14 protein-coding genes are annotated in these 22,420 nt (G+C 47.7%); 12 read left to right on the forward strand and 2 right to left on the reverse strand.

Features of this window, described 5'->3' with window-relative positions; translation table 11 throughout:
* Positions 1-108: 108 nt before the first annotated feature.
* The 9 genes from MHB64_RS15510 to MHB64_RS15550 all read left to right on the forward strand — a co-directional run bounded on the left by MHB64_RS15510 (position 109) and on the right by MHB64_RS15550 (position 13,251).
* Positions 109-2,751: a glycoside hydrolase family 2 protein gene (locus MHB64_RS15510; protein WP_341134799.1), complete on the forward strand. Its 2,643-nt coding sequence runs from the start codon at positions 109-111 to the stop codon at positions 2,749-2,751.
* Positions 2,744-4,855, forward strand: a complete 2,112-nt coding sequence (locus MHB64_RS15515) for a hypothetical protein (protein ID WP_341134800.1) — start codon at positions 2,744-2,746, stop codon at positions 4,853-4,855. The genes MHB64_RS15510 and MHB64_RS15515 overlap by 8 nt, the downstream gene beginning before the upstream one ends.
* 274 nt (positions 4,856-5,129) lie before the next feature.
* On the forward strand, positions 5,130-6,062 hold the full coding sequence (locus MHB64_RS15520; RefSeq protein ID WP_218832573.1) for a carbohydrate ABC transporter permease: 933 nt from the start codon (positions 5,130-5,132) through the stop codon (positions 6,060-6,062).
* Positions 6,063-6,067: 5 nt separating this feature from the next.
* Positions 6,068-6,952, forward strand: coding sequence for a carbohydrate ABC transporter permease (locus MHB64_RS15525; protein ID WP_094869013.1), 885 nt, complete (start codon positions 6,068-6,070; stop codon positions 6,950-6,952).
* Positions 6,953-7,093: 141 nt separating this feature from the next.
* The gene (locus MHB64_RS15530; RefSeq protein ID WP_341134801.1) at positions 7,094-8,521 is read left to right on the forward strand and encodes an ABC transporter substrate-binding protein; all 1,428 of its coding nucleotides are present in this window, start codon (positions 7,094-7,096) and stop codon (positions 8,519-8,521) included.
* A gap of 100 nt (positions 8,522-8,621) precedes the next feature.
* Positions 8,622-11,069 carry an alpha-L-rhamnosidase-related protein gene (locus MHB64_RS15535; RefSeq protein ID WP_341134802.1) on the forward strand — a complete coding sequence of 816 codons (2,448 nt, stop codon included), beginning with the start codon at positions 8,622-8,624 and terminating at the stop codon, positions 11,067-11,069.
* A gap of 64 nt (positions 11,070-11,133) precedes the next feature.
* Positions 11,134-12,162, forward strand: a complete 1,029-nt coding sequence (locus tag MHB64_RS15540) for a cache domain-containing protein (protein ID WP_341134803.1) — start codon at positions 11,134-11,136, stop codon at positions 12,160-12,162.
* Between the two features lie 89 nt (positions 12,163-12,251).
* Positions 12,252-12,545, forward strand: coding sequence for a hypothetical protein (locus MHB64_RS15545; RefSeq protein ID WP_341134804.1), 294 nt, complete (start codon positions 12,252-12,254; stop codon positions 12,543-12,545).
* A 211-nt stretch (positions 12,546-12,756) separates the two neighbouring features.
* Positions 12,757-13,251: a GNAT family N-acetyltransferase gene (locus tag MHB64_RS15550; RefSeq protein ID WP_094869008.1), complete on the forward strand. Its 495-nt coding sequence runs from the start codon at positions 12,757-12,759 to the stop codon at positions 13,249-13,251.
* Positions 13,252-13,417: 166 nt separating this feature from the next.
* On the opposite strand, the gene MHB64_RS15555 is transcribed toward MHB64_RS15550, so the two are convergent.
* Both MHB64_RS15555 and MHB64_RS15560 read right to left on the reverse strand, forming a co-directional pair.
* Entirely contained in the window at positions 13,418-15,196 is a 1,779-nt protein-coding gene (locus tag MHB64_RS15555) for a cache domain-containing sensor histidine kinase (RefSeq protein ID WP_341134805.1), read from the reverse strand.
* The gene (locus tag MHB64_RS15560; RefSeq protein ID WP_341134806.1) at positions 15,177-16,418 is read right to left on the reverse strand and encodes a response regulator; all 1,242 of its coding nucleotides are present in this window, start codon (positions 16,416-16,418) and stop codon (positions 15,177-15,179) included. The genes MHB64_RS15555 and MHB64_RS15560 overlap by 20 nt, the downstream gene beginning before the upstream one ends.
* 310 nt (positions 16,419-16,728) lie before the next feature.
* Here MHB64_RS15560 and MHB64_RS15565 point away from each other — a divergent pair, with 310 nt between their 5' ends.
* The 3 genes from MHB64_RS15565 (at position 16,729) to MHB64_RS15575 (ending at position 22,420) form a co-directional block, all read left to right on the forward strand.
* On the forward strand, positions 16,729-18,903 hold the full coding sequence (locus tag MHB64_RS15565; protein ID WP_341134807.1) for a beta-galactosidase: 2,175 nt from the start codon (positions 16,729-16,731) through the stop codon (positions 18,901-18,903).
* A gap of 57 nt (positions 18,904-18,960) precedes the next feature.
* A complete protein-coding gene (locus tag MHB64_RS15570; RefSeq protein ID WP_341136086.1) occupies positions 18,961-21,132 on the forward strand; it encodes a GH92 family glycosyl hydrolase in 2,172 nt (723 codons plus the stop codon).
* 193 nt (positions 21,133-21,325) lie between these two features.
* Complete coding sequence (locus MHB64_RS15575) at positions 21,326-22,420, forward strand: peptidyl-prolyl cis-trans isomerase (protein WP_341134808.1); 1,095 nt, start codon at positions 21,326-21,328, stop codon at positions 22,418-22,420.

Raw genomic sequence — 22,420 nt, forward strand, 5'->3', positions numbered from 1 at the left:
ATGAAGCTGGATGAATAGAATTGTAAGCGCATTAACCGATGGCGCCAGAGCCGTTCTTAATCATGAACAGCGCCAAATTATGCAGGATTTGGGGGAACGGGAGAAGACATGAAACAAATTTTATTGAACGATCTAAATTGGGAAGTCAAAGGGTACTGGCCTTGGGTGCCGTTAAAGGGCACCAGCATGGAGCTGGGGCAGGAATTGATGGGAGTTACAGACTGGATGTCAGCCACCGTGCCGGGTGGAGTTCATTATGATCTATACAGACAGGCCTGGATTAGCAATCCTTATGAAGAGTTGAACAGTTTAAGCTGTGAATGGGTGGAGAACCGTTGGTGGGTTTACCGCACGACATTAAAACCTCCAGAGCTAGAGTCAACGCGAGTTGAGCTTGTCTTTCAAGGTCTAGACTATGAAGCAGCTGTTTACGCCGACAATTTCCTGTTGGGTGAGCATAAGGGAATGTTCGAGCCGGCTGTATTTGATGTTACAGATCTACTCTCGGAGCGGGAGAGTCTGGAAATCTCAGTGCTCCTGAAGCAAGCCCCGGATGAAATGGGGCAAATCGGCAAAACCTCGGCCACCTTCACACAGAAGAGCCGTTTTAATTATAAATGGGATTTCTCCACCAGGTTAGTCAACGTCGGAATCTGGGATGATGTAGTACTGAGGGTTCACCGGGATTGTTCTTGGCAAGACGTGTCGATCACTACAGATGCGGAGCTTGGTGAGAATGGCGGGCAGGTGTCAGGTCGAATTTCTATTCAGGCAAGCATCAAACAGATGGCTGATCCTGAACATGCAGGGAGGGTGACAGCGAGCATCACTTGTTCTGATCCGAAGGGGAATCCGCTGCTGGTTCAGTCGTACTCCTTTCTTGCAGGAGAAGTTCTAAACGCGGAGCTCGAAATACCTGAACCTCAGCTATGGTATCCAAACGGCTACGGAGAACAACCGCTCTACAGCCTTGAGTTGAAGCTAATGGACGAATACGATATGGAGCTCGATACAAGAAGGTTTCAGACAGGCATCCGCAAACTTAATTATCTCCTTAATGAAGGAAGCCCCGACAACGCGCTACCTTATACGGTTGTGATCAACGGGTGCAAGATTTATATAAAAGGGGTTAATATCACACCCTTGGATCATCTCTACGGAAATGTGACGGTCGAACAGTATCAGCAGATGATCCATCTGATGAAAGCGGCACATATCAATCTCGTTCGGGTATGGGGCGGCGGAATCATTGAGAAGAAGGCCTTCTACGACTTATGTGATGTAAACGGCATTATGGTCTGGCAGGAGTTCATCCAATCGAGTTCAGGCATTGATAATATTCCATCCAAGCTGCCTGAGTTCCTGGAACTGCTGCGCAAGACGGCTTGCACCACACTCTGCGACAAACGCAATCATGTATCGCTGACGGTATGGAGCGGTGGAAATGAATTAATGAGTGAGCCAAACAAGCCTTCAGACCTCAGCGATTCCAATCTGGCGATGCTAAAGGGGCTGGTAGAGCAGTATGATCCGCAGCGGCTCTTTCTGCCTACCTCGGCATCTGGTCCGGTGGAATATATTACGGAAGCCAGGGGACAGGGTCATGATGTTCATGGCTACTGGAAGTATATGGGCAACCCCTATCACTACGAATTATATGGCAGTAACGATAATCTGCTGCATAGCGAATTCGGAGTGGATGGACTTAGTTCTCTTAAAAGCCTAGAGAAATTTCTGAAGACAACCAACCAACAGCCTGTCTCGATGGAGAACAATGCGGTATGGAGACATCACGGGGAGTGGTGGGATACGCTTAGCCGTGAAGAAGAAATGTTTGGTAGCATGAGCAATTTGAAGCAGTTCACCATTTGCAGCCAATGGATGCAAGCAGAAGGTATCCGCTTCGTGTTGGAGGCCAACCGTCGCCGAAAATTCAGAAACAGCGGGAGCATTGTGTGGCAGTTCAACGAGCCTTGGCCGAATGTGTCTTGCACCAATCTTGTCGATTATTATGGGGAAACGAAGATGGCCTACCATTGGGTGAAACAGGCCTTCCGTCCGCTGCATGCATCGCTAGATTATCGCAGTCTACTGCTAATACCTGGCACCGGATTTCAGGGAAATGTATTTGTTCATGGTGGGGATGGAGGTAGGATTAATGTTGAAGCGGAAGTACTCGATGCAGCGGGCCGGGTCCTACATCGGCAATTCTTTGAAGCAGAAGGAGACAAAGAGCGTGCTGTCTGTGCTGGCGAGCTTAATTTCAGCGTGTCTGAGGATGAGGATCAATTATATTTTGTTAGATTGTCATTCCGGAATGTTGAAGAAGATCTGCAGCAAAATTTATATGTCTTCTCCACAGCCAAAAAACATCTTTATGCCCCAGCACTTGAGCTTACAGGTGGAAACCTTCACGTGCGGCAGGAAAGCTTATGGCTACCCACTGGTGTAGGAGAGTTAAGTCACCAAGCTCACTTCACCCTCCATAATACTGGTAGTGAAGTACTGCTTCATGTACATGCTGAGGAGAAGGGGAACCGCTACTGGATGGAAGCAGAAGAACAGTTCCTCACCCTTTTTCCGGGAGAAAACAGGACGGTAACGGTTACTTGCACACCGAAACTGTCGGGAGGATTTCTGGCTGGGGAGAATTACAATAGTACCGACGGCTTACCAGAAATTAAATTTTGCTCGTTTCTGACAGCACAGGGCGAAACGATATCGGATGAAGGAGAAGGAGATCATGAGTAAATCATTGTGTTTTGTACCGGGAAAATACGTTCCACTAAGTCGGTTTATTCTGAATGGTGGAACTGCGCCCATTGCTGTACCAGTTACCAGGGCTGTGGCTGATTATTTAAAATTGCACAACGCAGAACTGCGGCTGGCATGCTTACGCAGCGGTGAAGTGACTTACCAAAATGCAGCTTGGTCAACCCTGCGGGAGGATACAGTTGAGGCGGAGGTAGTAAAAACGGAAGGAAGCCAGAATTTAGAAGAAGGAGTATTCGTATTGGTCAGCCCGTTGCTGATTAATACGCTTCCAGTAGTATCACACTGGGATAACAGTGCTGCTGAGGGAAAAGGCGGCTTCCGTTATGGTGGAACCGACGGCATCGGAACCCTGCGGATGGACGAAGCTGGAGAGAAGGTTGTAGCTGAGCATGTACGGCTCTATAATAACGATTCAGATAGCCCTTATGTGTACAATACCGAAGATTATCAGCTGTTCGGCAGTAACGAAGGGGATAAAGTACTTAAAACCCCGCAATTTGAACACTATATTGGTGACCGCTACAGTCTCTATGCAGTAGATGATTTAGTTGCCATCTCCTTGAGCGACCGTATCCTGAAGACCTTTGGGTATCCGGTGGTCTTCCGTAATGAATCGACTGACGATGGGGCTCTTTTAAACAATGTGCCTGTGTTTCAGCTCATCAGCGGCAGTCTGTTAGTTACGGAGAACGGTAAGCATAGCCTTGCGTCCTATATTTTGCCGCCCAATTGGAGTGGGAAAAGTGTTAAGGGCTATCCGCTGTTATTCAACGGTTATTATGATGCTAATGAAAATAATTTCAGCACTGTAGGTCCCTCATTTCTGGAAATCATCGGCAAGACTCTGGCCAGCACAGGCAAAGGTGTTGTTGGTGTTCTCTGGAACGGCGGGGGGTACATCGGCAGCCGCTCCCTGCAAGGCTCCATTTACGCCGGCATCGCAGCTGCAATTGCCAGAGGCCAAGATAGCTATGGCGGTGATGCGGAGCAGGTTGTGGCCGTGGGTGGCTCACGCGGTGGGCTGACTGCGTTGCTGGCGGGAGGCAATCCTCTGAGACTGCCGTACCGGGTACGGTATACATTGTGTTATGCACCTCCGCTAATTCTGAACGGGCTTACCCGTGAGTTTGCGGAAGGGGCTTGCCCATTGATTTGGCATGTTGCGGAGGTAGACACCGGTTACCGGGAAATCTGGAAGAAGAATTGGCGGCGTCCGCAGACCGGAAGTACGGGAATCGAGACGCTGCTACAGACGCTGACGGGAGCTACTGACTCCGCAAGGCTACAAGAAACGACCGGACTGGAATCCACTTTCTTCCTGGAGGGTCTTAAAGCGAGCGGCACAAAGCTGCTGATCAACCACGGCACGCATGATGCCTTTACCCTCAGCCGATTCAGCTTTGCCTTCGCGGCCTTAGTCCGGAGTCGCGGCATTCCACTTCGCCATGAGATCGGCTACCGCTTCGGGCATAACAACTGCACGGACCTTTACGAGCAGGCTGCTCTGTGTCTAAAAGCTATACTACAGGAACAGGAGCTTGAATTCACGGGGACGGTGCATTATCGCAGACGCAGTCCAGCTGCGGGCGAGTGGGAGCAGACGGAACGTTTTGTTCCGGTTCATCAGCCAGTTTTTCTGGAGGCACCGAAGTTCGTTGCGGTGGGTAGTCCAGTGGCTTGGACTCTTTATGGAGAGCCGGGAATGGAATACCGCCTAGAGCTGGGAATCCTAGATCAGCAGGCTTGGGAACAGAAGCAGCAGATAGTCCGGAATGAGCGCATTACACTCGCGTCCGGTGAATTGCCAGATAAACAGCATCCTCTTGAGCTCTGCTCGTGGCAGGATGGGGCAAGCCAACTCGCTGACGGGCAGCATGAGGGTTATTATCTCTATGAGTTGTCTTATAGGCTCAAGGGTGAACAGGACTGGAACGTAGTATCTCCATCCCGTGTGCCACAGCCCGGCGTGGAGCCGCAGGCGATACTCCGCATATTGGAGGAGCAGCCCAATCCGGCGAGCGAAGCGTTCCGGGCGGAAGCAGCCGTCCTATGTATTAGCTCAGGGCTAAGTGAGGCCTAACCTAAACGTCATAACATGAACATAAGCGGTGTACGGCCATTTCGGTGCGTACATCGCTTTTTTTTGAAATATAAGAAAGTATAAGTTTCATACCATACTCTACCTCTTATATTTCTCGCATAAACACTTGCCAGCAAAATAAGTAGCTTTACAAACGCTTTCGCAGGGTTACCGGATTTCGAGGATTCGAAGGAAGCGCTATCATTTAAATATAACAACTAACAACGCCTGACCGGAGTGAATCTTGGCTTCGGGAGGAAGGAAGGACAGGAGCATGATTGGAAAAACCACTGAACTAAATCCTTTAATGACTAAGAAAAAGAAAGGTTATCCTGTGCGGCGTCTATTTAGAGATTGGTCCTCTTGGATATTAATTGTCCCTACGCTTTTTGCCTTTTTCTTTTTTTCCTGGCAGCCGCTGATCAAGGGCATTGTGCTCTCTTTTTTCAATACAGAGGGTTATGATGCCGTAAGCTTTGCCGGACTGCAGAATTACAAGGATGTGATACAGAACTCAGCGTTTCAGCAGACACTGACCAACTCTTTTGTATATGTGTTTTGGTCGCTGCTGATTGGATTTGCTGTACCCATTATTGTCGCAGTTGTGATCAATGAGCTCAGGCATGGGAAATCGTTCTTCCGCTTTTCAGTCTTTTTTCCGAGCATGGTTCCCGGCATTGCTGCCTCGATGTTATGGATGTTTCTGTTTGAGCCTGGGAAGGGCGGCGTGCTGAATATTATGCTGAGCGCTCTGGGATTCCCGGTGCAGCAGTGGCTTCAGGACCCGGACATGACGATTATGCTGATTATTTTCACGATTACCTGGCGGAATTTTGGGGGAACGGTGCTGCTCTATCTAGCCAGTCTGCAAAGCATTAATCATGATCTGTACGAAGCGGCTTCCATCGACGGTGCGAATGTATGGCGAAGATTTAAAAGCATCACCATTCCGCAAATCTCCAGTATGATCGGATTGATGATGATTTTGCAGATTAGCGGTGTATTCCAGATCTTCAACGAGCCTCTGGTCATGACCGAGGGGGGGCCGAATAATGCCTCAATGACGTTGATGCTGCAAAGCTATTATTATGCATTCCGGAGTTTTGAAGCAGGGCATTCCATGGCGCTGGGGGTTATTACTTTTCTTGTTCTGATGGTGCTTACTATTATTTATTTCCGGCTGGATAAGAAATTGAACAGGGAGTAGAAGCTATGAAAACAAAAGAAGCATTTGGCATTATCGGCAATATAGAATATAGATCACCTTGGGTGCGCGTGCTGTATTGGTGCATGTTCATTCTGATGATTGTGCTTGCCGCCGTCTGTATTCTGCCTCCGGTCTGGATTATGGTCTCGAGTCTTAAAGACATCAAAGAGTTCTATGCGATCCCGCCCACCCTGATTCCTCGCTCATTCAATGTTGGCAAGCTATGGGAGACCTGGCAGGAATTTAACTTTCTCAGTTATTATCTGAATACGGCATACTTAGCTGTCGGTTCTGTACTATTTTGCCTTACGTTTAACGGGCTGGCAGGATATTTTTTTTCCAAGCTTAAGCCTCGAGGGAGTGCACTGCTGTTTGCTCTGATCGTGTGGACCATGATGGTTCCGAATACAGTCGGGATGGTGCCGCTGTTCAAAAACCTGATTGATTTTCCATTGTTACACTTGAACCTGACCAATACTTACTGGCCGATGTGGTTTATGGCTGCTGTGAATCCGGTGGTAATTCTGATCTTCAAGAATTTTTTTGATACCATCCCTCTGGCGCTGCTGGAAGCGGCCAAAATTGACGGAGCGAGCACGATCGGTATCTTTATCCGGGTGATACTTCCGCTCAGCGGACCGGTTATGGCAACAATTACGATACTAACGATGAACAGTGTCTGGCAGGATTTCTTTTGGCCTTTTATGGTGCTGAAGGATAAATCGACCTGGTCGGTCATTGTGGCCATTTACAATCTGAAAGCGACTTTGCCGCAGGACATTCAGTTTATTGCGCTGACGTTTGCGATCCTGCCGCCGATTATCCTGTTTGTTTTTTTCCAAAAGTACATTATGAACGGGCAATCCTTTGGTGGAAGTATTAAAGGGTAACATCACCCGATCACAAACCATTTCACAGTTTTGCCCCGTAGGGTGCTGCAGAAGGTGCGTGGTAAGATGATTTCAGATTCAAAAGAAAGCGCTTTACATGTTGTGAAGAATGCTTTAACAATAAGCTTAGGGGGAATTACATTGAGAATCGAACACACCAAAAAAATTACAGCTACACTGGCGCTAACATTACTTCTTACGGCCGGTCTGGCTGGCTGCGGAGGTTCCAAAGAAGAGAACGCCGGGGGGAATACGGAAGAAGCGAGCAACAAACAAGTGACGATCAAGGTCAGTAACTGGCCGAAGCCGAATGAGGAAGCCAAAATTGCCCAGTATGAGCAGGTTATGGCGAAGATGAAAGCTAATTTTCCGGATATCATTGTGGACAAGGATGAATGGGGGTATGACGTCAGCTCTTTCCTGCCTAAAGCGGCCAGTGGTCAGCTTCCAACGGTTTACGAAACCTTTTTTACAGAAACAAGCAAAATTATCAAAGCAAATTACGCAGCTGATATAACGGATACTATGAAAAAATATGGTTATGATCAGGCGATCAATCCAGATCTGCTTAAGATGGTTACCAAAGACGGGAAATATTACGGGATTCCGAAGGACGGATATGTCATCGGCATGCTCTACAATATGAATCTCTTTAAGGAAGCTGGTCTGTTGGACGATAAAGGCATACCAAAGTTCCCTAAGACATATGATGAGCTGGCAGAAACCGCGCAGATCATCAAGCAAAAGACTGGTAAGGCGGGAATGTTCCTGCCAACAAAAAGTGGCCAGGGCGGTTGGATGTTCATGAATATTGCCTGGGCATACGGCGCGGAATTCGAAAAACAGGTAGATGGCAAATGGCAAGCGGTGTTCAATTCTCCAGAAGCAGCGGCAGCACTGCAATATGTGAAGGACTTGAAATGGAAATATGATGTTCTGCCAGATAATAATCTGGTCGATGTTACAAATGACATGTTCCGCTTGATCGGTACCGATCAAGTCGCAATGAGCTTCGGCACGAATGACTGGTCTCCAGTCATCCAGCAGCAGACCAAAATGTCTAAAGATAATGTGGCAATGTCCGCACTTCCAGTTGGGCCGATCGGAAAACCTGTAACCCTGCTCGGAGGTGGTCTATATATGTTTTCGCCTAATGTAACACCTGAGCAGATTGATGCTGGATTCAAATGGCTAAAAACCTACGGATTCACTCCGGAATCCTCAGAGGAGGCGTTGACTGGTTGGGATATCGAGAAAAAGACACTGAGTGATCAGGGGCTGATCGTAGGCCCATACGGACTGCGGATTTGGACAGATGAGAAGCGGATCGGTGAAGAACAGAAGATTCTCGACAAATACAACAATGTAAACTTGGATTTGTTCCGTGATTATATGGACAACGGCAGTAAAGGCATGCGGGCAGAAGAGCCGGTCAATGCTCAGGAATTGTACCAGAAGTTGGATATTGTACTGCAAACCGTCCTAACGGACAAAAACGCAGATCCACTGGAGGTTTTGACTAAGGCTGCTGAAGAATTCCAACGTGATTATCTCGACAAGGTGAAATAAACACAGTCAAACGGCGGCGTCGTCCTTCTAAAGGGCGGCGATGCCGTTTCTGCGTACATTGCCAAAATCTACTCTAAGGGATAAAGGAGAGGTGCATTATATGGCAGCAAAAGAATGGGGAGACTGGAACGCGCGATGGATCTGGCCTTTGGACGAGGAAGGAACTGAAAGTTGGGAGCAGCAACACGAGCGGGTGTATTTTCGCAAAATGTTTGAGCTGCCAGCTGGAGCGGGGAGGGCCTACAGTCTGAATTTGGCCATTACAGCTGACAGCCGCTACAGACTCTTTGTTAACGGGCAGCGTTTATGGGCCGGTCCTTGCAAGGGTCATGGTCATGTACACTATTATGAGGAGTTCAATTTGGACGACGTTTTGCAACCAGGTATAAATGTGATTGCTGTTATGGTAGTTCATTATGCTGGGACTTCGCCATTTGAATTGGGTGAAGACGGTCCTCTATCGATTTGGCGCTCGCAAAAAGGCGGCTTGCTTGTAGAAGCGGATGTTATGAACAATGGGCAGATTGTACAGGAACTTAATACGGATAACTCATGGAAAAGCATTAGGGACCACAGCTACCGGCTTCAGCCGTTTCCGATTATGCGCTGGATGGGCGGATTGGAAGAGGTGGAGGGGGACATGTCGCTGCTGAATTGGATTCTGCCGGAATATGACGACAGCGCCTGGCTACCCGCAGGGATTGTACAGCCGGTGCGGGATGATTATGGTCAATTAACCCCCTGGCAATTGGCGGAGCGACCGATTCCGCTGCTGTATGAGCGCGATCAGCTCTTCCTGAAGCTGATGCGCAGCAGCAGTGGTGAAGGGGAAGCCCTTTTTGAAAACGGGCATAGTCTGGAGCTGCGGAATGAAGCTGGTGGAGCTTCGCGGCCATTAGCAGGAATACACGTGGAAGCGTGGCAGCAACTCTGGCTGGAGCTGGATGCAGGAGAGCTAATCACAGCTTATCCGCAGCTTAAGCTTCTTGGGGGGAAAGGTAGCCGAATCACCCTGCTGTACGCCGAGTGCTACGAAGAAGAGACTGGAGATGACGAGATCCGCCGCAAATCCATCCGTGATGATATGCAGGAGAATGTGTTAAGAGGAGGATATGACTGCTATCATCCTGCCGGTTATGGCACCTCGGTGCAGATGGAAAGCTATGAGCCATTCTGGTTTCGTACCTTCCGGTATATCCGGCTGGAGGTGAATACTGGAGCCGAACCTTTGACGATATCCGGCTTCAGTTATCGGGAGACCGGATATCCTTTGCTGCCGGAAGGAAGCTTTCATTGCAACGATGAACGATATAACCAGCTCTGGGAGCTGAGTGTCCGAACACTTCAACGCTGCATGCATGAGACCTACGAGGATACGCCGTATTATGAACAGTTGCAATATACCATGGATACCAAACTGATGATGGAATTTACGTACCTGTTATCAGGAGACGACCGATTGGCACGGAGGGCAATGGAAGATTACAGGGCTTCGCAGCTGCCAAATGGCATGTTGCAAAGCCGCTACCCCTCAGTGCTGCCACAGGTCATCCCCTCCTTCTCTTTATATTGGATCGGGATGATTCATGACCACTACAGATCCTTTGGAGATCTGGCACTGGTAAATCGGTACCGACTGCCACTGTTATCCGTATTGGACTGGTTCGATCAGCGACTGACACCGCAAGGTCTGGTGGACAGAACGCCTCGCCAATATTGGAATTATTTTGACTGGGTAGAAGAATGGCCACTTGGTGCACCAGACTGTACGGATGATACACCAGCGACCATGCTTAGTTTGATGTATGCAGCCGCGCTGGAGCAAGCGGCTGAATTGCTTGCAGCCAGCAGCTGGACACAGATTGCTGGTGAACTACGTCAGCGAAAAGCCGCAGTCAACGCTGCAGTGCTGGATTGTTGTCGCCAAACGAACAGCCTGATGTTCCGCGACAGCCCGGCGACAACAGCGGAAACACAGCTGAGCCAGCATACGCAGGTCTGGGCGATTTTAGCTGACACGGTGGACGCTGTAGAGGGTGCAGCACTACTAGAGATTACAATGGCTGACACATCACTGGCTAAACTTTCGCTGCCGATGAGCTATTATCTTTTTCGCGCGTTGGAACATTGCGGATTGTATGACCGCTCCTTCGGACTATGGGCTCGTTGGATGAAACAGCTGGATTTGAACCTCACTACACTCCCGGAAATGGACTCTGTTGGAACCAGAAGTGACTGTCACGCCTGGAGCGCTCTCCCGATCACTGAGTTCACAAGAGGGATATTGGGTGTCCGGCAAGGGATAGAGGGAATAACCGTAAAGCCACATTGCGGCGATCTGCAACAGGCCAGTGGAATCGTAAGCACAAGTCTGGGTCCAATACATGTAAAATGGGAAATCCATTCAGAAGCGGGACATAAAAGCTTCCATTTTGAAGCTAACTGGCCAACCGGTTCGGCGATTACAATTATCTTGCCTAATCATGAAGTGCTGCTGACAGATGCAGGTTCTTTTTATAAGGCGATCGACATTAGTCACTTTAGCTGATAGTCTGATTTCAATTGATCTTCGTTTTCGTTGATTCATACACCAGAGGGGGATGGGGAGTTATATGTTCAGATCATTCGGCCGCAACATCCGCCTTGTCCTGGTGCTGTTTATTACCGTTTACATTGCCGCTTCGAGTTTCATTTTGTACCGTACTATGGAGCATAGAAGTTTGGATATGTTGCGGCAGTTGTCTGTTCAATACACTGGCCAGCAGCATAAGAACACTCTTTTGTTCATGAACTGGCTAGAGGAGACCTCCAAGCTTATCTCCAACAATCAGGTGGTACAGAATGCGTTGAAAAAACCAGCGTACGACGGAGCGATTTCTCCGATACTTGAGGGCATTCGCTCCTCTAGCAGTGACATTCTCGGCATTTATATTTGGGGTGAAGCAGGGGGGACGTACTCCTCGAGCAATGTATCCGGGCTTCTCCCCTTTGCAGAGATCAAGAAAGTTCCGGTGATGGAACAATTTCTGGATAATCGGGAACAGGCTTTGCGCTGGACGGTGCTGAACCGGGAACATCTGATGAATGCGCCTTCTGATCTGCGCGACCGCCTGCTACTTGAGGTGAAAATTCAGGATGCGGAGGGGCAAGTTTTAGGTCTGCTCTCGCTCGAAGTTGAGATTGACAAGCTGTACAGCTTCTACCTGTCAGGCAAGAATACGATCTACGGTGAGAATGAAGTTTATCTGCTGACAAGTAACGGAAAGCTACTGAATGCGGCGGATGTGCCCATGAAGCGACTGCAAGAAGTTAGAACAGCGCTGGCCACACCAGAGAAGGATAATCCGGCTATGCCGGAAGAACAAGATAGTTCTAGTAGCGGTGCTATGGATTTGTTGGAGCGTGAAACGGCCGACGGCTTGATTTTGCTCTATCCGCTGCCCGAATCGGACGAGCGGATTGTCACCTATATCTCTGCAGACGGAATGAATGCAGAGCTGCGGACGTTTAAGTATTTAATGATCGGATTAAACATCATGGTGTTCATAGTTTTCTGGTTGCTGATCTCAAAGCTTAGCGGCAGTATTGTTAATCCGCTGAAACAGTTATACTTGAAAATTAACTCCACGATGAAAGACTAAGATTGGCAGTCAGAATAGCAGACAGAATCTATGGGAAATAAATGAGATTCTAATATTTATCAATTGGAATAATGTGGTAAAGCGGAATAATGGGAGAGATAGTTAACGAAAATAGAGGAGGATATAAATATTTTATGGGAAACGACTTATACAGAAAACTAGGGGCATCCTTTCTAATTTCCGCTGGAGTAATCTATGCTATTGAACGTGTGGGCTCTTTGATAGCTCGCAGCCATGAAACTGTTGCGTTATACGAAGCAAACATGTTTGAGACCTTACCTGAAACTCATATTACAGGCTTCTTCGATAATATCTTTGTGCCAATCCTTACGTTCCTCGGTATGATACTTTTTGTATATGGGTTCCCGAAAAAAATAAAATAAGATAAGATAACTCATTCAACACGATGTGAACACATTATGGATTGTACCGCGAAGCACTAAGATAACGGGATACTAAAGTGAATTTAGCGGTTGCTTCGGCTGCCGTTTTTATTTGTTTCAGTTAACGGGCAGTTTAGCTTTAGGAGAATAAAGGTCTTGATAGGCTTAATGTCGAAAAGAATATAACCGCGTAAAATGAAGGAGAGGTACTTTGAAAAAAATTAGGGTAGCAACAAAAGAGGAAATGATAGAAATTTATAAGATGGGCTATGATGTTTGGGGAGATAATCTGCCATATGAAGAATATATAACGATGTGCCAGGCTTCAAAGAAGTATAAAAAGGGAACGTGGTATGTTCTTGAAGCAACAGACACAAAGCAACTATTAAGTTCCCTCATCGTATATGATCTAAATCTTTCTGAAGGCCAAATTGTAAAAGGGATTGGTTCAATCGCTACCCCTTTATATTTAAGAAAAAAAGGATACGCTTCTTTATTGGTCAAAGAAACGATAAATAAACTTGAAAAGGAAGAAAAATGTAACGATTTTTTCCTTTATAGTGATATTGGGATAGAATTTTACATAGGATTAGGTTTTATTGTACTACCTAATGATAGTCAAAAATATAAAGACAGTGTTTGTATGTATTACTCAAAAGAAAATGATTTCGACTCCATATCACTTGATATCCCCAATTACTTTTAAAGCACTATGATCTTTAGTGAGTTGTGGCGACTGTATGAGACTGATAAACGTATCCAAGGAATTAGTAAAAAAAGAAATCGTTCTTTGTGAGAAAAGTGGAAGTACCACCTACCTCTCAAAAAAGGAACGATTTCTTTGTAATGTCCGCATTCATTAACAATCTTAGCTAATTGGGCAGCTCCTTCTTCAAGCTAATCGTAACCGTAGTGCCTTGACCCGGAGTGCTGGAGATGCTTAGCCCATATTGAGGGCCGTATTCCAGCTTAATCCGTTCGTCCACATTTCGCAGGCCATATCCGCTCTGGAACAGCACATCTTCCTTGGCTTGGCTAAGTGTCGCGCCGTTGGCAAAGCCGACTCCGTCATCTGCCACTGTAAAGCGAATCTCATCCTCCAGCAACTCACCCTTAATCCAAATCCGGCCCATGCCACGTTTCTCACTGATACCATGTTTGATCGCATTTTCTGCGATAGGCTGAAGAATCAGCTTCAGAATGCGGACCTTGCGCAGCGATTCCTCAATGTCGTATTCAATCTCGAATTTATTCGGAAAACGCATTTGCTCGACAGTCACAAAACTTTCCACTAGGCGAATTTCTTCGTCGACAGTGACGAATTTGTCGCCTTTATGCAGGCTAATCCGAAAAAAGGTCGCCAGAGAAGAAATTAGCCGCTCAATGTCGGGCTGCTTCTTTAGCCGGGCAATCCAGGCGATCGCATCCAGTGTGTTGTAGAGGAAATGAGGATTGATCTGCGATTGCAGCGCAGTCAGCTCGGCTTTGCGTTGCTTCTCTTTCTCTTCATCCTTTTCCAGCATTAATTGGCTGATCCGTTCTACCATCTGATAGTAGCTGTTCTCTAGCTGGAAAATCTCATCGACCTGTGCCCGCTGCTCATAGACAGCAGCTAAGTCTTTTTTGCCAAACAGACTCAGCTTCTTCTTCAAATTCAGTAGTGGACGGGTGATTTTGGCCGCCAGATAAAAGGAAAGAATCAGTAGGACAATGAAGGTAACACTGGCGAAAAGAAGGGCATTTCGGTTACCCTTGGCAATTCCCTCCAGCAATTTGTGGCTAGAAATCACACTGGTGAACTCCCAGCTAACGCCAAGCGTCTCCAACCTAGGATTCAAAGGATAAGTAGCAATGATGTAGGAGTTACCGTTATCTGACCAGGTGCGATAGCCTTCTTTCTGACCCGGATGAAGGGGGGCGTTCTCCTCCAAAAAATTGCCCAAGAGCCGCTTGTCGGGGTGAGATATAATCCGGTCGCTGGAAGTCAGGAAGGAGTAGCCAATGCCAGTGAAACTGGAGGAATAAAGATCAGCCAAGGCGGATTCTCTGACATAGATGATGACAACCCCGATATTTTGCCCCGTATTGAAGTTCCGGAATTGCTGTCCGAAAGGAATATAGGCATTGCCGTCACCATCCCGTTTGATCTCACCAACAACAGGCATGCTGCTCTCCTGTATCTGTTTAATAAATAAGGCTTCGGGAACCTCAAGCATCTGCTCCTTGGACTGATAAGAATAAAGCATATTGTCATTTGTGCTTATAATCACATTGCCCACGAGAGCATTCTGGGTCAGCATGCCGTCGATGATAGCTCCGATCCGTGATTCCTTGTCTGTTACCGGCAGGGAATCGTTATTAATGATCTGGTAAATATCACTGTTCACTAGAAAGCGCAGAAACAACATCTGAATATCATCGACCATCAACTCCACACTGAGACCAATTTGGCGCTGAGTCTGGACGACATGGCGGTACAGATCCTTTTGAAGATAGGTATAGGAATAGAAGTTGAAAATAACAAGCATCAGCACCAGATGCAGTGACAATCCCACTAACAGGACAACAACAATCCGACTTTTGATCTTGAACCTCCGCATCCAAGAATTAATCCGGTTGGCCATTGTTAGCTTAACCATAGGTTTTTGCATATTCGCTCGGTGGGATGCCCGTCATCTTTTTGAAAATCTGGCTAAAGTATTTGGAGTCAGTGAAACCAACCTGATTGCCCACCTCATAGACCCGGTACATCGGATTGCGCAGCATACGTTTGGCTTCTTCAATCCGATATTCCGTCAGACATTCATAGAAAGTCTTGTTCAAATCTTTGCGGAATAGATGCATTAAATGGGTTGGACTGACGAACACCGCAGCAGCAACCATCTCCACGGTAATGTTCCCAGCATAATGCTCCCGGATAAAAGCGAGGGCGTCTCTGATTTCACGCCGGCATCGAGCTCCGGCTTCTTCTTCAGCGTACAACACGCGTTCAATACCAGACAATGCACGCTGCGCAGCAAGCCAAGCCTGTTTGTATGAATCTACGATTCCGTTCCATTCTTGAGTTGGTTTGCCGATGCCTACGCTAAGAGCCTGGCCGAAGTGCTGCTGGCTCCATTCCGATAGCTGCTTACCTAATCTGCGGGCAGAATCACCGGCAAGCTCAGGTTCATCGGTTCGGAGTATCATAACCCACTCCAGATGACTATCGCGGAATAGACAGAGCTGTTCAAAAGAATACGCTTCCAGAATAACCGCTGCTTCATCCTCCAACGCTTTGCCTACATCAGTTCCTTGAAGACCATTATCAGCAGGGAAGGCTATGGACAGCGGCAGCATAGCTTTTCCTGGTTCCAATTGCAGCTCCAGCAGCTTTATTTTGCTGGTAATGAATTCCTCACTATGCAGCTGGCCATGCAGTAAATCCTGCCAGAATTGTTTGGATATCGCGGCAATTTCCTCATTAAGCTGCGAATATCGCTTGGAGAGTTGCTTTTTCCCCAGGATTTCATCACCAACGCTTCTTACTGTATCTGCGAGTTCTTCTATGTTAATGGGCTTTAAAAGATAGGTGGAGGCGCCATAACGCAATGCAGCCTGTGCATATTGAAATTCGTCATAACCGCTGAGGACGACAATACCTACGAGCATGTCCTGCTCCCGTATTTTCTCGATGAGTTCAAGACCATTCATATAGGGCATACGGATATCGGTAATAATCACATCCGGGCGGTGTTGTAGTGCAAGCTCCAAACCCTCCTCACCATTGCTGGCTTCTCCTATGATCTCAACGTTGTATTCTGCCCAGTCTATGGTTTGAGTGATGCCCATACGAACCAGATATTCATCATCTACTATAAGCGCTTTCAACATTGGCCTCACCTCGAAGTAGTTTCTAATATGTCTTACAGCCATTATAAACATGAAACCTCTTTTAGAGGAGCGATAATTTCTTAGTTGTCAGGATCACAAACGATTTCGCAGTATGTTCCCCGGTGGCTTTGTACAACGATAACCTCATAGCGGATGTTCTAAATATTTCAACAGCTTAACAAACCGTTTCATAGGATTCCATCCTAACTTTTGCAAAATGTACTGTGATAGACTTTAACCGTAAAAGAGCGGTAAGCGCTTTTATAAATACATGACATCGAAATTGAACGCTGTAGGAGGAGTACCCTTGATGCAAAATTCATTTATTCCATTCGGGTTTCAATATTACCGTTCCCCGACCCCATTCCGGGATCAATGGGAAAAAGACCTGAGCAATATCGCCGGGCAGGGCTTCAATTGTGTGAAATATTGGGTGCAGTGGCGCGCCAGCGTGTCTAAAGAAGGGATCTACGAGTTCGATGATATTCAGGAGCTGATGGATATTGCTCAACGGAACGGCTTAAAGGTCATTTTGAACGTGATTTTCGATGTGGCGCCAGCCTGGTTTTATAAAAAACATCCTGATTCCAAAATGATCACAGCAGACGGTTCCGTACTGGAACCAAGGTCAATTAACTGCCGCCAGATTGGCGGAGCTCCTGGACCTTGTTATCACCATGCAGCTGCAGCCACGGAGAAGGCGAAATTTCTGTCGGAAACAGTGAAGACATTCAAAGATCATCCTGCACTCTGGGTGTGGGATTTATGGAATGAGCCTGAGCTGACGACAGGGATTAAGCGCAAGTTGTCATTTGACAACCAGGTATGTTATTGCGGGCACTCCGTGCTGGCATTCCAAGAATGGCTGAAAAATAAATATATTACTCTGGAAGCTCTGAACGAATCATGGCAGCGGACTTACGGAAACTGGGAGGAAGTAGAGGCACCGCGTGGGCAAGGCGTATTCAATGATTTGGTGGACTGGCGGCTATTCATGTCCGGTACTTTAACAGATGAGCTGCGGAGCCGGGTAGATACTGTGAAGTCACTAGATTTGCTGCATCCTGTTATGGCACATACTGTGCCAGCTCCTATCTTCAATATGATTACAGCAGGTTCAGACGACTTCAAGCTGGCTGAACCCTGTGACCTGACAGGCAATAGTCTGGGGTCCTCAGCCTGGTCAGCTGATTTGCTGATCTCAGCCGCCAAAGGTAAACCGATCATCAACTCGGAGATTCATGCACTGCCGGGCAATACGGCGATGAAGCCGTGCCAGCCGGAGCTGCGAGAAATGAAACGGCATATTCTGACCCCGCTCGCCCGGGGTATCACGGGATATCTGTTCTGGCAGTATAGACCGGAGGTATTGGGACAGGAGGCTCCAGCTTGGGGCAGTGTATATTTGGACGGCAGTCCAACCCCATGGTACAAGGATATGGCCCAACTAAATAAGCTTGTGCAAGACAATAAGCAAGAGCTTTTACAGGCAAAACGGCGTGGGGACGGGATTGCTATTCTATTCAGCCCACAGAACCAAATCGCAAACTTTGCTGCCCATGATCATTTGGACACCTATAACGATTCCCTGCAAGGCGTCCATAAACTGCTACATGACCTTAATTATAAAGTGGAATTTCTGCATGAGTCGGATGTTACGGAACAGACATTGGACCAATACCGCTGCCTGTGGATGCCTTATCCACTGTATCTGAACCGTAAACTGTGTAACCTCCTTCGTGAGTGGGTTGAAAAGGGAGGCATATTGATTTCGGAATGCTCCTTCGGAGCGCTTCAGGCAGAGAATGGCTGTCACAGCTATACAGTTCCCGGTTACGGATTTGATGAAGTCTTTGGGGTTCGGGAGACTTGGATTCATTCTGCCGAGAATCTGGATCATAGCTATCATCAGGTAGCATTCGAATCACGGACGGCGATCCCACTCCTTAATGTATTGGAGCACAGCAAGGAAGGGGAAGCAGCCGCAGATGATAAGGCACACGGCTCCTATTACAAATCAGATATTGCGCTGCAAAGTCATGTGAAGGTCCTAGCCGAATTTGCCGAGGACAATATGCCTGTGTTGACGGCCGCCGCTTATGGCAACGGGTGTGCTGTATGGTTCGGTACCTTGCTTGCGGCTGCCTACTGGCAGGATGGACATACCGGAACGCTACAGTTGGTGCGCGATCTTTTACAGCAGGAATTGAAGCTACAGCCGAATGTGCATGTAAGCGGCGGTGTCCGCGCCGACCTTTCCGAGTGGGAAGTTGCAGAAGACAGAGGTGCGTTCCTCTATGTGCATAATGAAGGGAACATGTTGGCAGAAGCCAAAGTTACGCTGCCTGCCAATTATACTTCAGCAGAGCCATGGTTTGATGATGGGAACGCCACAATCCAGCCAATAAATCCGTCTGAACCTTCAACAACTCAACTGTCTATACGGGTAGAAGCTGGAGATGTTCAAGTATTTCGATTATCTTAGCCGGCAGCAGTTAAGATCGAAGATTATAGAGCTGGTGTAAGCCAGCCAAAGGAGTGTATCCATTTGGGTTTGTTAGATTATGTTAATCCATTACAGGGGACTAAGTCGGATTTCCGCTACTCACACGGCAATACGCTGCCGCTTACAGCGATGCCATTTGGCATGGCGGCTTGGAGCCCGCAAACCCATGAAGCAGGGGGGACCTGGTTCTTCCATCCGCACCATCGCCACCTGGAGGGTATACGACTAACTCACCAGCCCAGTCCTTGGATCGGAGATTATGGACATCTGACACTGTTGCCGCAGACTGGACCGTTATTGCTCAGTCCTGGTTCGCGATCTTCTTCCTTTAAACCGGAAGAGATGCAAGTGTCCCCACACTACTTCGGAGTGACTCTTCAGCGATATCGTACCCGACTGGAGCTGACCCCTACAGAGCGCTGTGCGGTGATTAGAATTACATACGCTAAGGGACAGCAGAACAGGCTCATAATAACACCGCTAAAAGGCGAGTCTCAACTCACCTTTCAACCGGAGAAACGCAGGATCATCGGCTTTACAAGGGGGCATACCGCCGGGGTACCCGATAATTTCGCGATGTATTTCGTCTTCCAATTCGACACAGACATTCTCATGGAGGATTCGGGAATCTTTGACGGGGAGTACCAACCTTTAGGGACGTATGAAGGAACCGGCGATAAGCTGGGCGCATACGTAGAATTAAACATACCGGAATCCGGTGTAATAGAAGTGAAATGCGGCACTTCCTTTATTAGTGGGGAGCAAGCGCAATTGAATCTCGATCGGGAGGTTGGTGGGCATAGCTTCGGAGAGATTTTGAGCAAAGCAGAGGCAGGCTGGGAAGAACGGCTGAGCCGTATCGTTGTCGAAAGCGCGGATGAAGAGAACCTCCGTACCTTTTACAGCTGTATGTACCGGATCTGCCTGTTTCCTAGAACATGGCATGAATATAACGAGCAGGACGAGCAAATTCATTACAGTCCTTTTAACGGCAGCATTTGCCGGGGTCCAATGTATTCAGATATCGGACTGTGGGATGTATACCGGACTAGCTTCCCGTTATACAGTATCCTGTTTCCATCCTTGCTCGGTGAGATCATGCAGGCTTGGACATTAGCTTACGGTGAAAGCGGCTGGCTGCCAAAGTGGCTGTCACCAGGCGAACGCAGTGCCATGCCCGGCACTCTGATCGATGCGTCAGCTGCGGATGCCGTAGTTAAGGGCATCGGCGGCTTCGACGTAGAGCTACTATATGAAGGTTTGCTGAAACATGCAGATCGTCCGGCAGCGGACGAGAAGCTGGGCCGACGAGGGCTTGAATTGTATTTGCAGCACGGTTATCTGCCACATGATCGTTTCCATGAAAGCGTAAGTAACACGCTGGATTATGTATACGGAGATTTCTGTATTGCTCAGGTTGCCAAAGCACTTGGCAAAATGGATGACTATGAGCGTTTTATGGCCCGGGCCCAGAATTATAAGCTGCTATTTGATCCGACGGTTGGGTTTATGAGAGGTCGCAACGAGGACGCTACTTGGCAGGAGGAATTTGATCCCCTAACATGGGGTGATCCGTTCTGTGAAGGCGGGGCTTGGCAAGGGAGCTGGGCAGTGCCCCATGACTTCCCGGGATTAGCCGGGCTAATGGGTGGCGAGGAAGCTTTTGTTCAGCGTCTGGACCAGTTAATGGTCGAGGAACCGATATTCAAAGTGGGTTCTTATGGTTTGGAAATTCATGAAATGTCAGAAATGGCCGCGGCCGATCTCGGGCAGTTTGCCATCAGCAATCAGCCCAGCTTTCATATTCCTTATATTTTCGCCACACTCGGGGCGTTGTCCAAAACGCAGTATTGGGTTCGAAAAACTATGGCCCGGCTGTTCAGCAGTAGAATGGATGGCTTGCCCGGCGACGAGGATAATGGCAGTATGGGTGCTTGGTATATTTGGAGCGCCATCGGCCTGTATCCGTTAAGTCCCGGAATTCCGGAATATGTGCTCGGAAGTCCCCTCTTTGATAAAGTAACGATTCAGCTTGAAAATGGGCGGCAATGGGTCATTGAAGCGGAAAACAACAGCTCCACCAATGTATACAGTAAATCGATTCACTGGAACAATGCGCTTTGGAATCACCATTCTTTGCCTCATGAAGATATTATGAAAGGCGGCGTCCTGAGCTTCAGTATGTTTTCGGGGTTAGCCCCAACATAAGAGCAATGCTAAGCAGTCCGGAACATTCCGGGCTGTTTTTATATTTATAGATGGAGCATCTTGCTCTTTTTAGGCAAATGGTGAAATGGCAAACCATTTCGCAGCATTCCCGCCTGTTTTTTCAAAGGTAACATGTCTAAGATCGAAGAGAATGAAAGCGCTTAATATGAGTGCGGAGAGGAGGAATCAACTTATGACTTTAAGACTTCATTCCAAAAGAAATCGACTTATCACTATTCTGTTCGCAATGATTGCAGGAAGCCTGCTGCTGATTGGCGCGATGAATGTGCAGGCTCCACAACAAGTAGAAGAACCACTTCTGACCCTTAACGGACAGGAGGTCACTGCAGCGGAGTTCAACTGGCATCTTCAAATGAATCGGGCACTGACTGCTGATTACTTCAAACAGACCTACGATGCCGACTACTCAGAGAAATTCTGGTCTACCGACTATACCGGCGAAAAACCAATCCACAGGTGGATAAAAGAATCCCAGACGCAGCTACTGACGAAGCGGATGGAGTTGCAGCTTGCTCAAGAAGCAGGAGTGGTATCGGATATCAGCTTTGAAGGTTTTCTAAAAGGAATGGGGCGTGAGAATCAACGGCGGAGTCAGGCGGTAGCGAATAAAGAAGTGGTGTATGGTCCTCTTCATCTGGAAGCGCAGGCCTATTACAGTTATTACATGAGCGACCTTGAGGATGCCACGATTGAGGCAATGCGCAGCAACGGAGGTATCGTGATTTCAGATGAACAGGTAAGGCTGGAATATGAAGCAAATCTAGCTGCTAAATATTCTCGGCCGGGAGCTATACGTCTTGAATGGGCGTCACTTCCTTTTGGTCCGGAAACAGAATACAAGGATCAGCAGGAGGCCTTGGAGAAAATGGAATTGCTCAGGGCAGCAGTAATAGCAGCAGAAATAAGATCAGACACTGGCATCCATCAGCAGGCAAAAGAGCTTGGTATAAACCTGGGCGAAGTCAAAATAACAAGTGCTTCACGACGAACAGCAGCTCTGGAAAATCCTAAGGCATTGCTTGCTGCAGATCAGCTTGCACCGGGACAGATTAGTGGCTTGTTTGCTGAAAATGGGGCCATTCATCTACTTTACTGTCTATCGGTAGAGGATGCAGGAGTTGAACCTTTCAATCAAGTGAAGGATGCCATCACACTTCATTTGGCGCAGCAAAAATTTAGATCCATGGTGGACGATCAGTTAGGCAAAGTTATCGCAGAATGGAATTACCCGATGGCCGAAAGACTCGCAAACCAAGCCAATCAATAA

Origin of the sequence: Paenibacillus sp. FSL K6-2859, assembly GCF_038008265.1 — a bacterium.
GTDB lineage: Bacteria > Bacillota > Bacilli > Paenibacillales > Paenibacillaceae > Paenibacillus_AQ > Paenibacillus_AQ nitricinens.

Excerpts from the sequence above, each read along its gene's own strand:
- MHB64_RS15510 (WP_341134799.1), top strand. The coding sequence starts at position 109 with ATGAAACAAATTTTATTGAACGATCTAAATTGGGAAGTCAAAGGGTAC.
- MHB64_RS15515 (WP_341134800.1), top strand. The coding sequence starts at position 2,744 with ATGAGTAAATCATTGTGTTTTGTACCGGGAAAATACGTTCCACTAAGT.
- MHB64_RS15520 (WP_218832573.1), top strand. The coding sequence starts at position 5,130 with ATGATTGGAAAAACCACTGAACTAAATCCTTTAATGACTAAGAAAAAG.
- MHB64_RS15525 (WP_094869013.1), top strand. The coding sequence starts at position 6,068 with ATGAAAACAAAAGAAGCATTTGGCATTATCGGCAATATAGAATATAGA.
- MHB64_RS15535 (WP_341134802.1), top strand. The coding sequence starts at position 8,622 with ATGGCAGCAAAAGAATGGGGAGACTGGAACGCGCGATGGATCTGGCCT.
- MHB64_RS15540 (WP_341134803.1), top strand. The coding sequence starts at position 11,134 with ATGTTCAGATCATTCGGCCGCAACATCCGCCTTGTCCTGGTGCTGTTT.
- MHB64_RS15545 (WP_341134804.1), top strand. The coding sequence starts at position 12,252 with ATGGGAGAGATAGTTAACGAAAATAGAGGAGGATATAAATATTTTATG.
- MHB64_RS15555 (WP_341134805.1), bottom strand. The coding sequence starts at position 15,196 with ATGCAAAAACCTATGGTTAAGCTAACAATGGCCAACCGGATTAATTCT.
- MHB64_RS15560 (WP_341134806.1), bottom strand. The coding sequence starts at position 16,418 with ATGTTGAAAGCGCTTATAGTAGATGATGAATATCTGGTTCGTATGGGC.
- MHB64_RS15565 (WP_341134807.1), top strand. The coding sequence starts at position 16,729 with ATGCAAAATTCATTTATTCCATTCGGGTTTCAATATTACCGTTCCCCG.
- MHB64_RS15575 (WP_341134808.1), top strand. The coding sequence starts at position 21,326 with ATGACTTTAAGACTTCATTCCAAAAGAAATCGACTTATCACTATTCTG.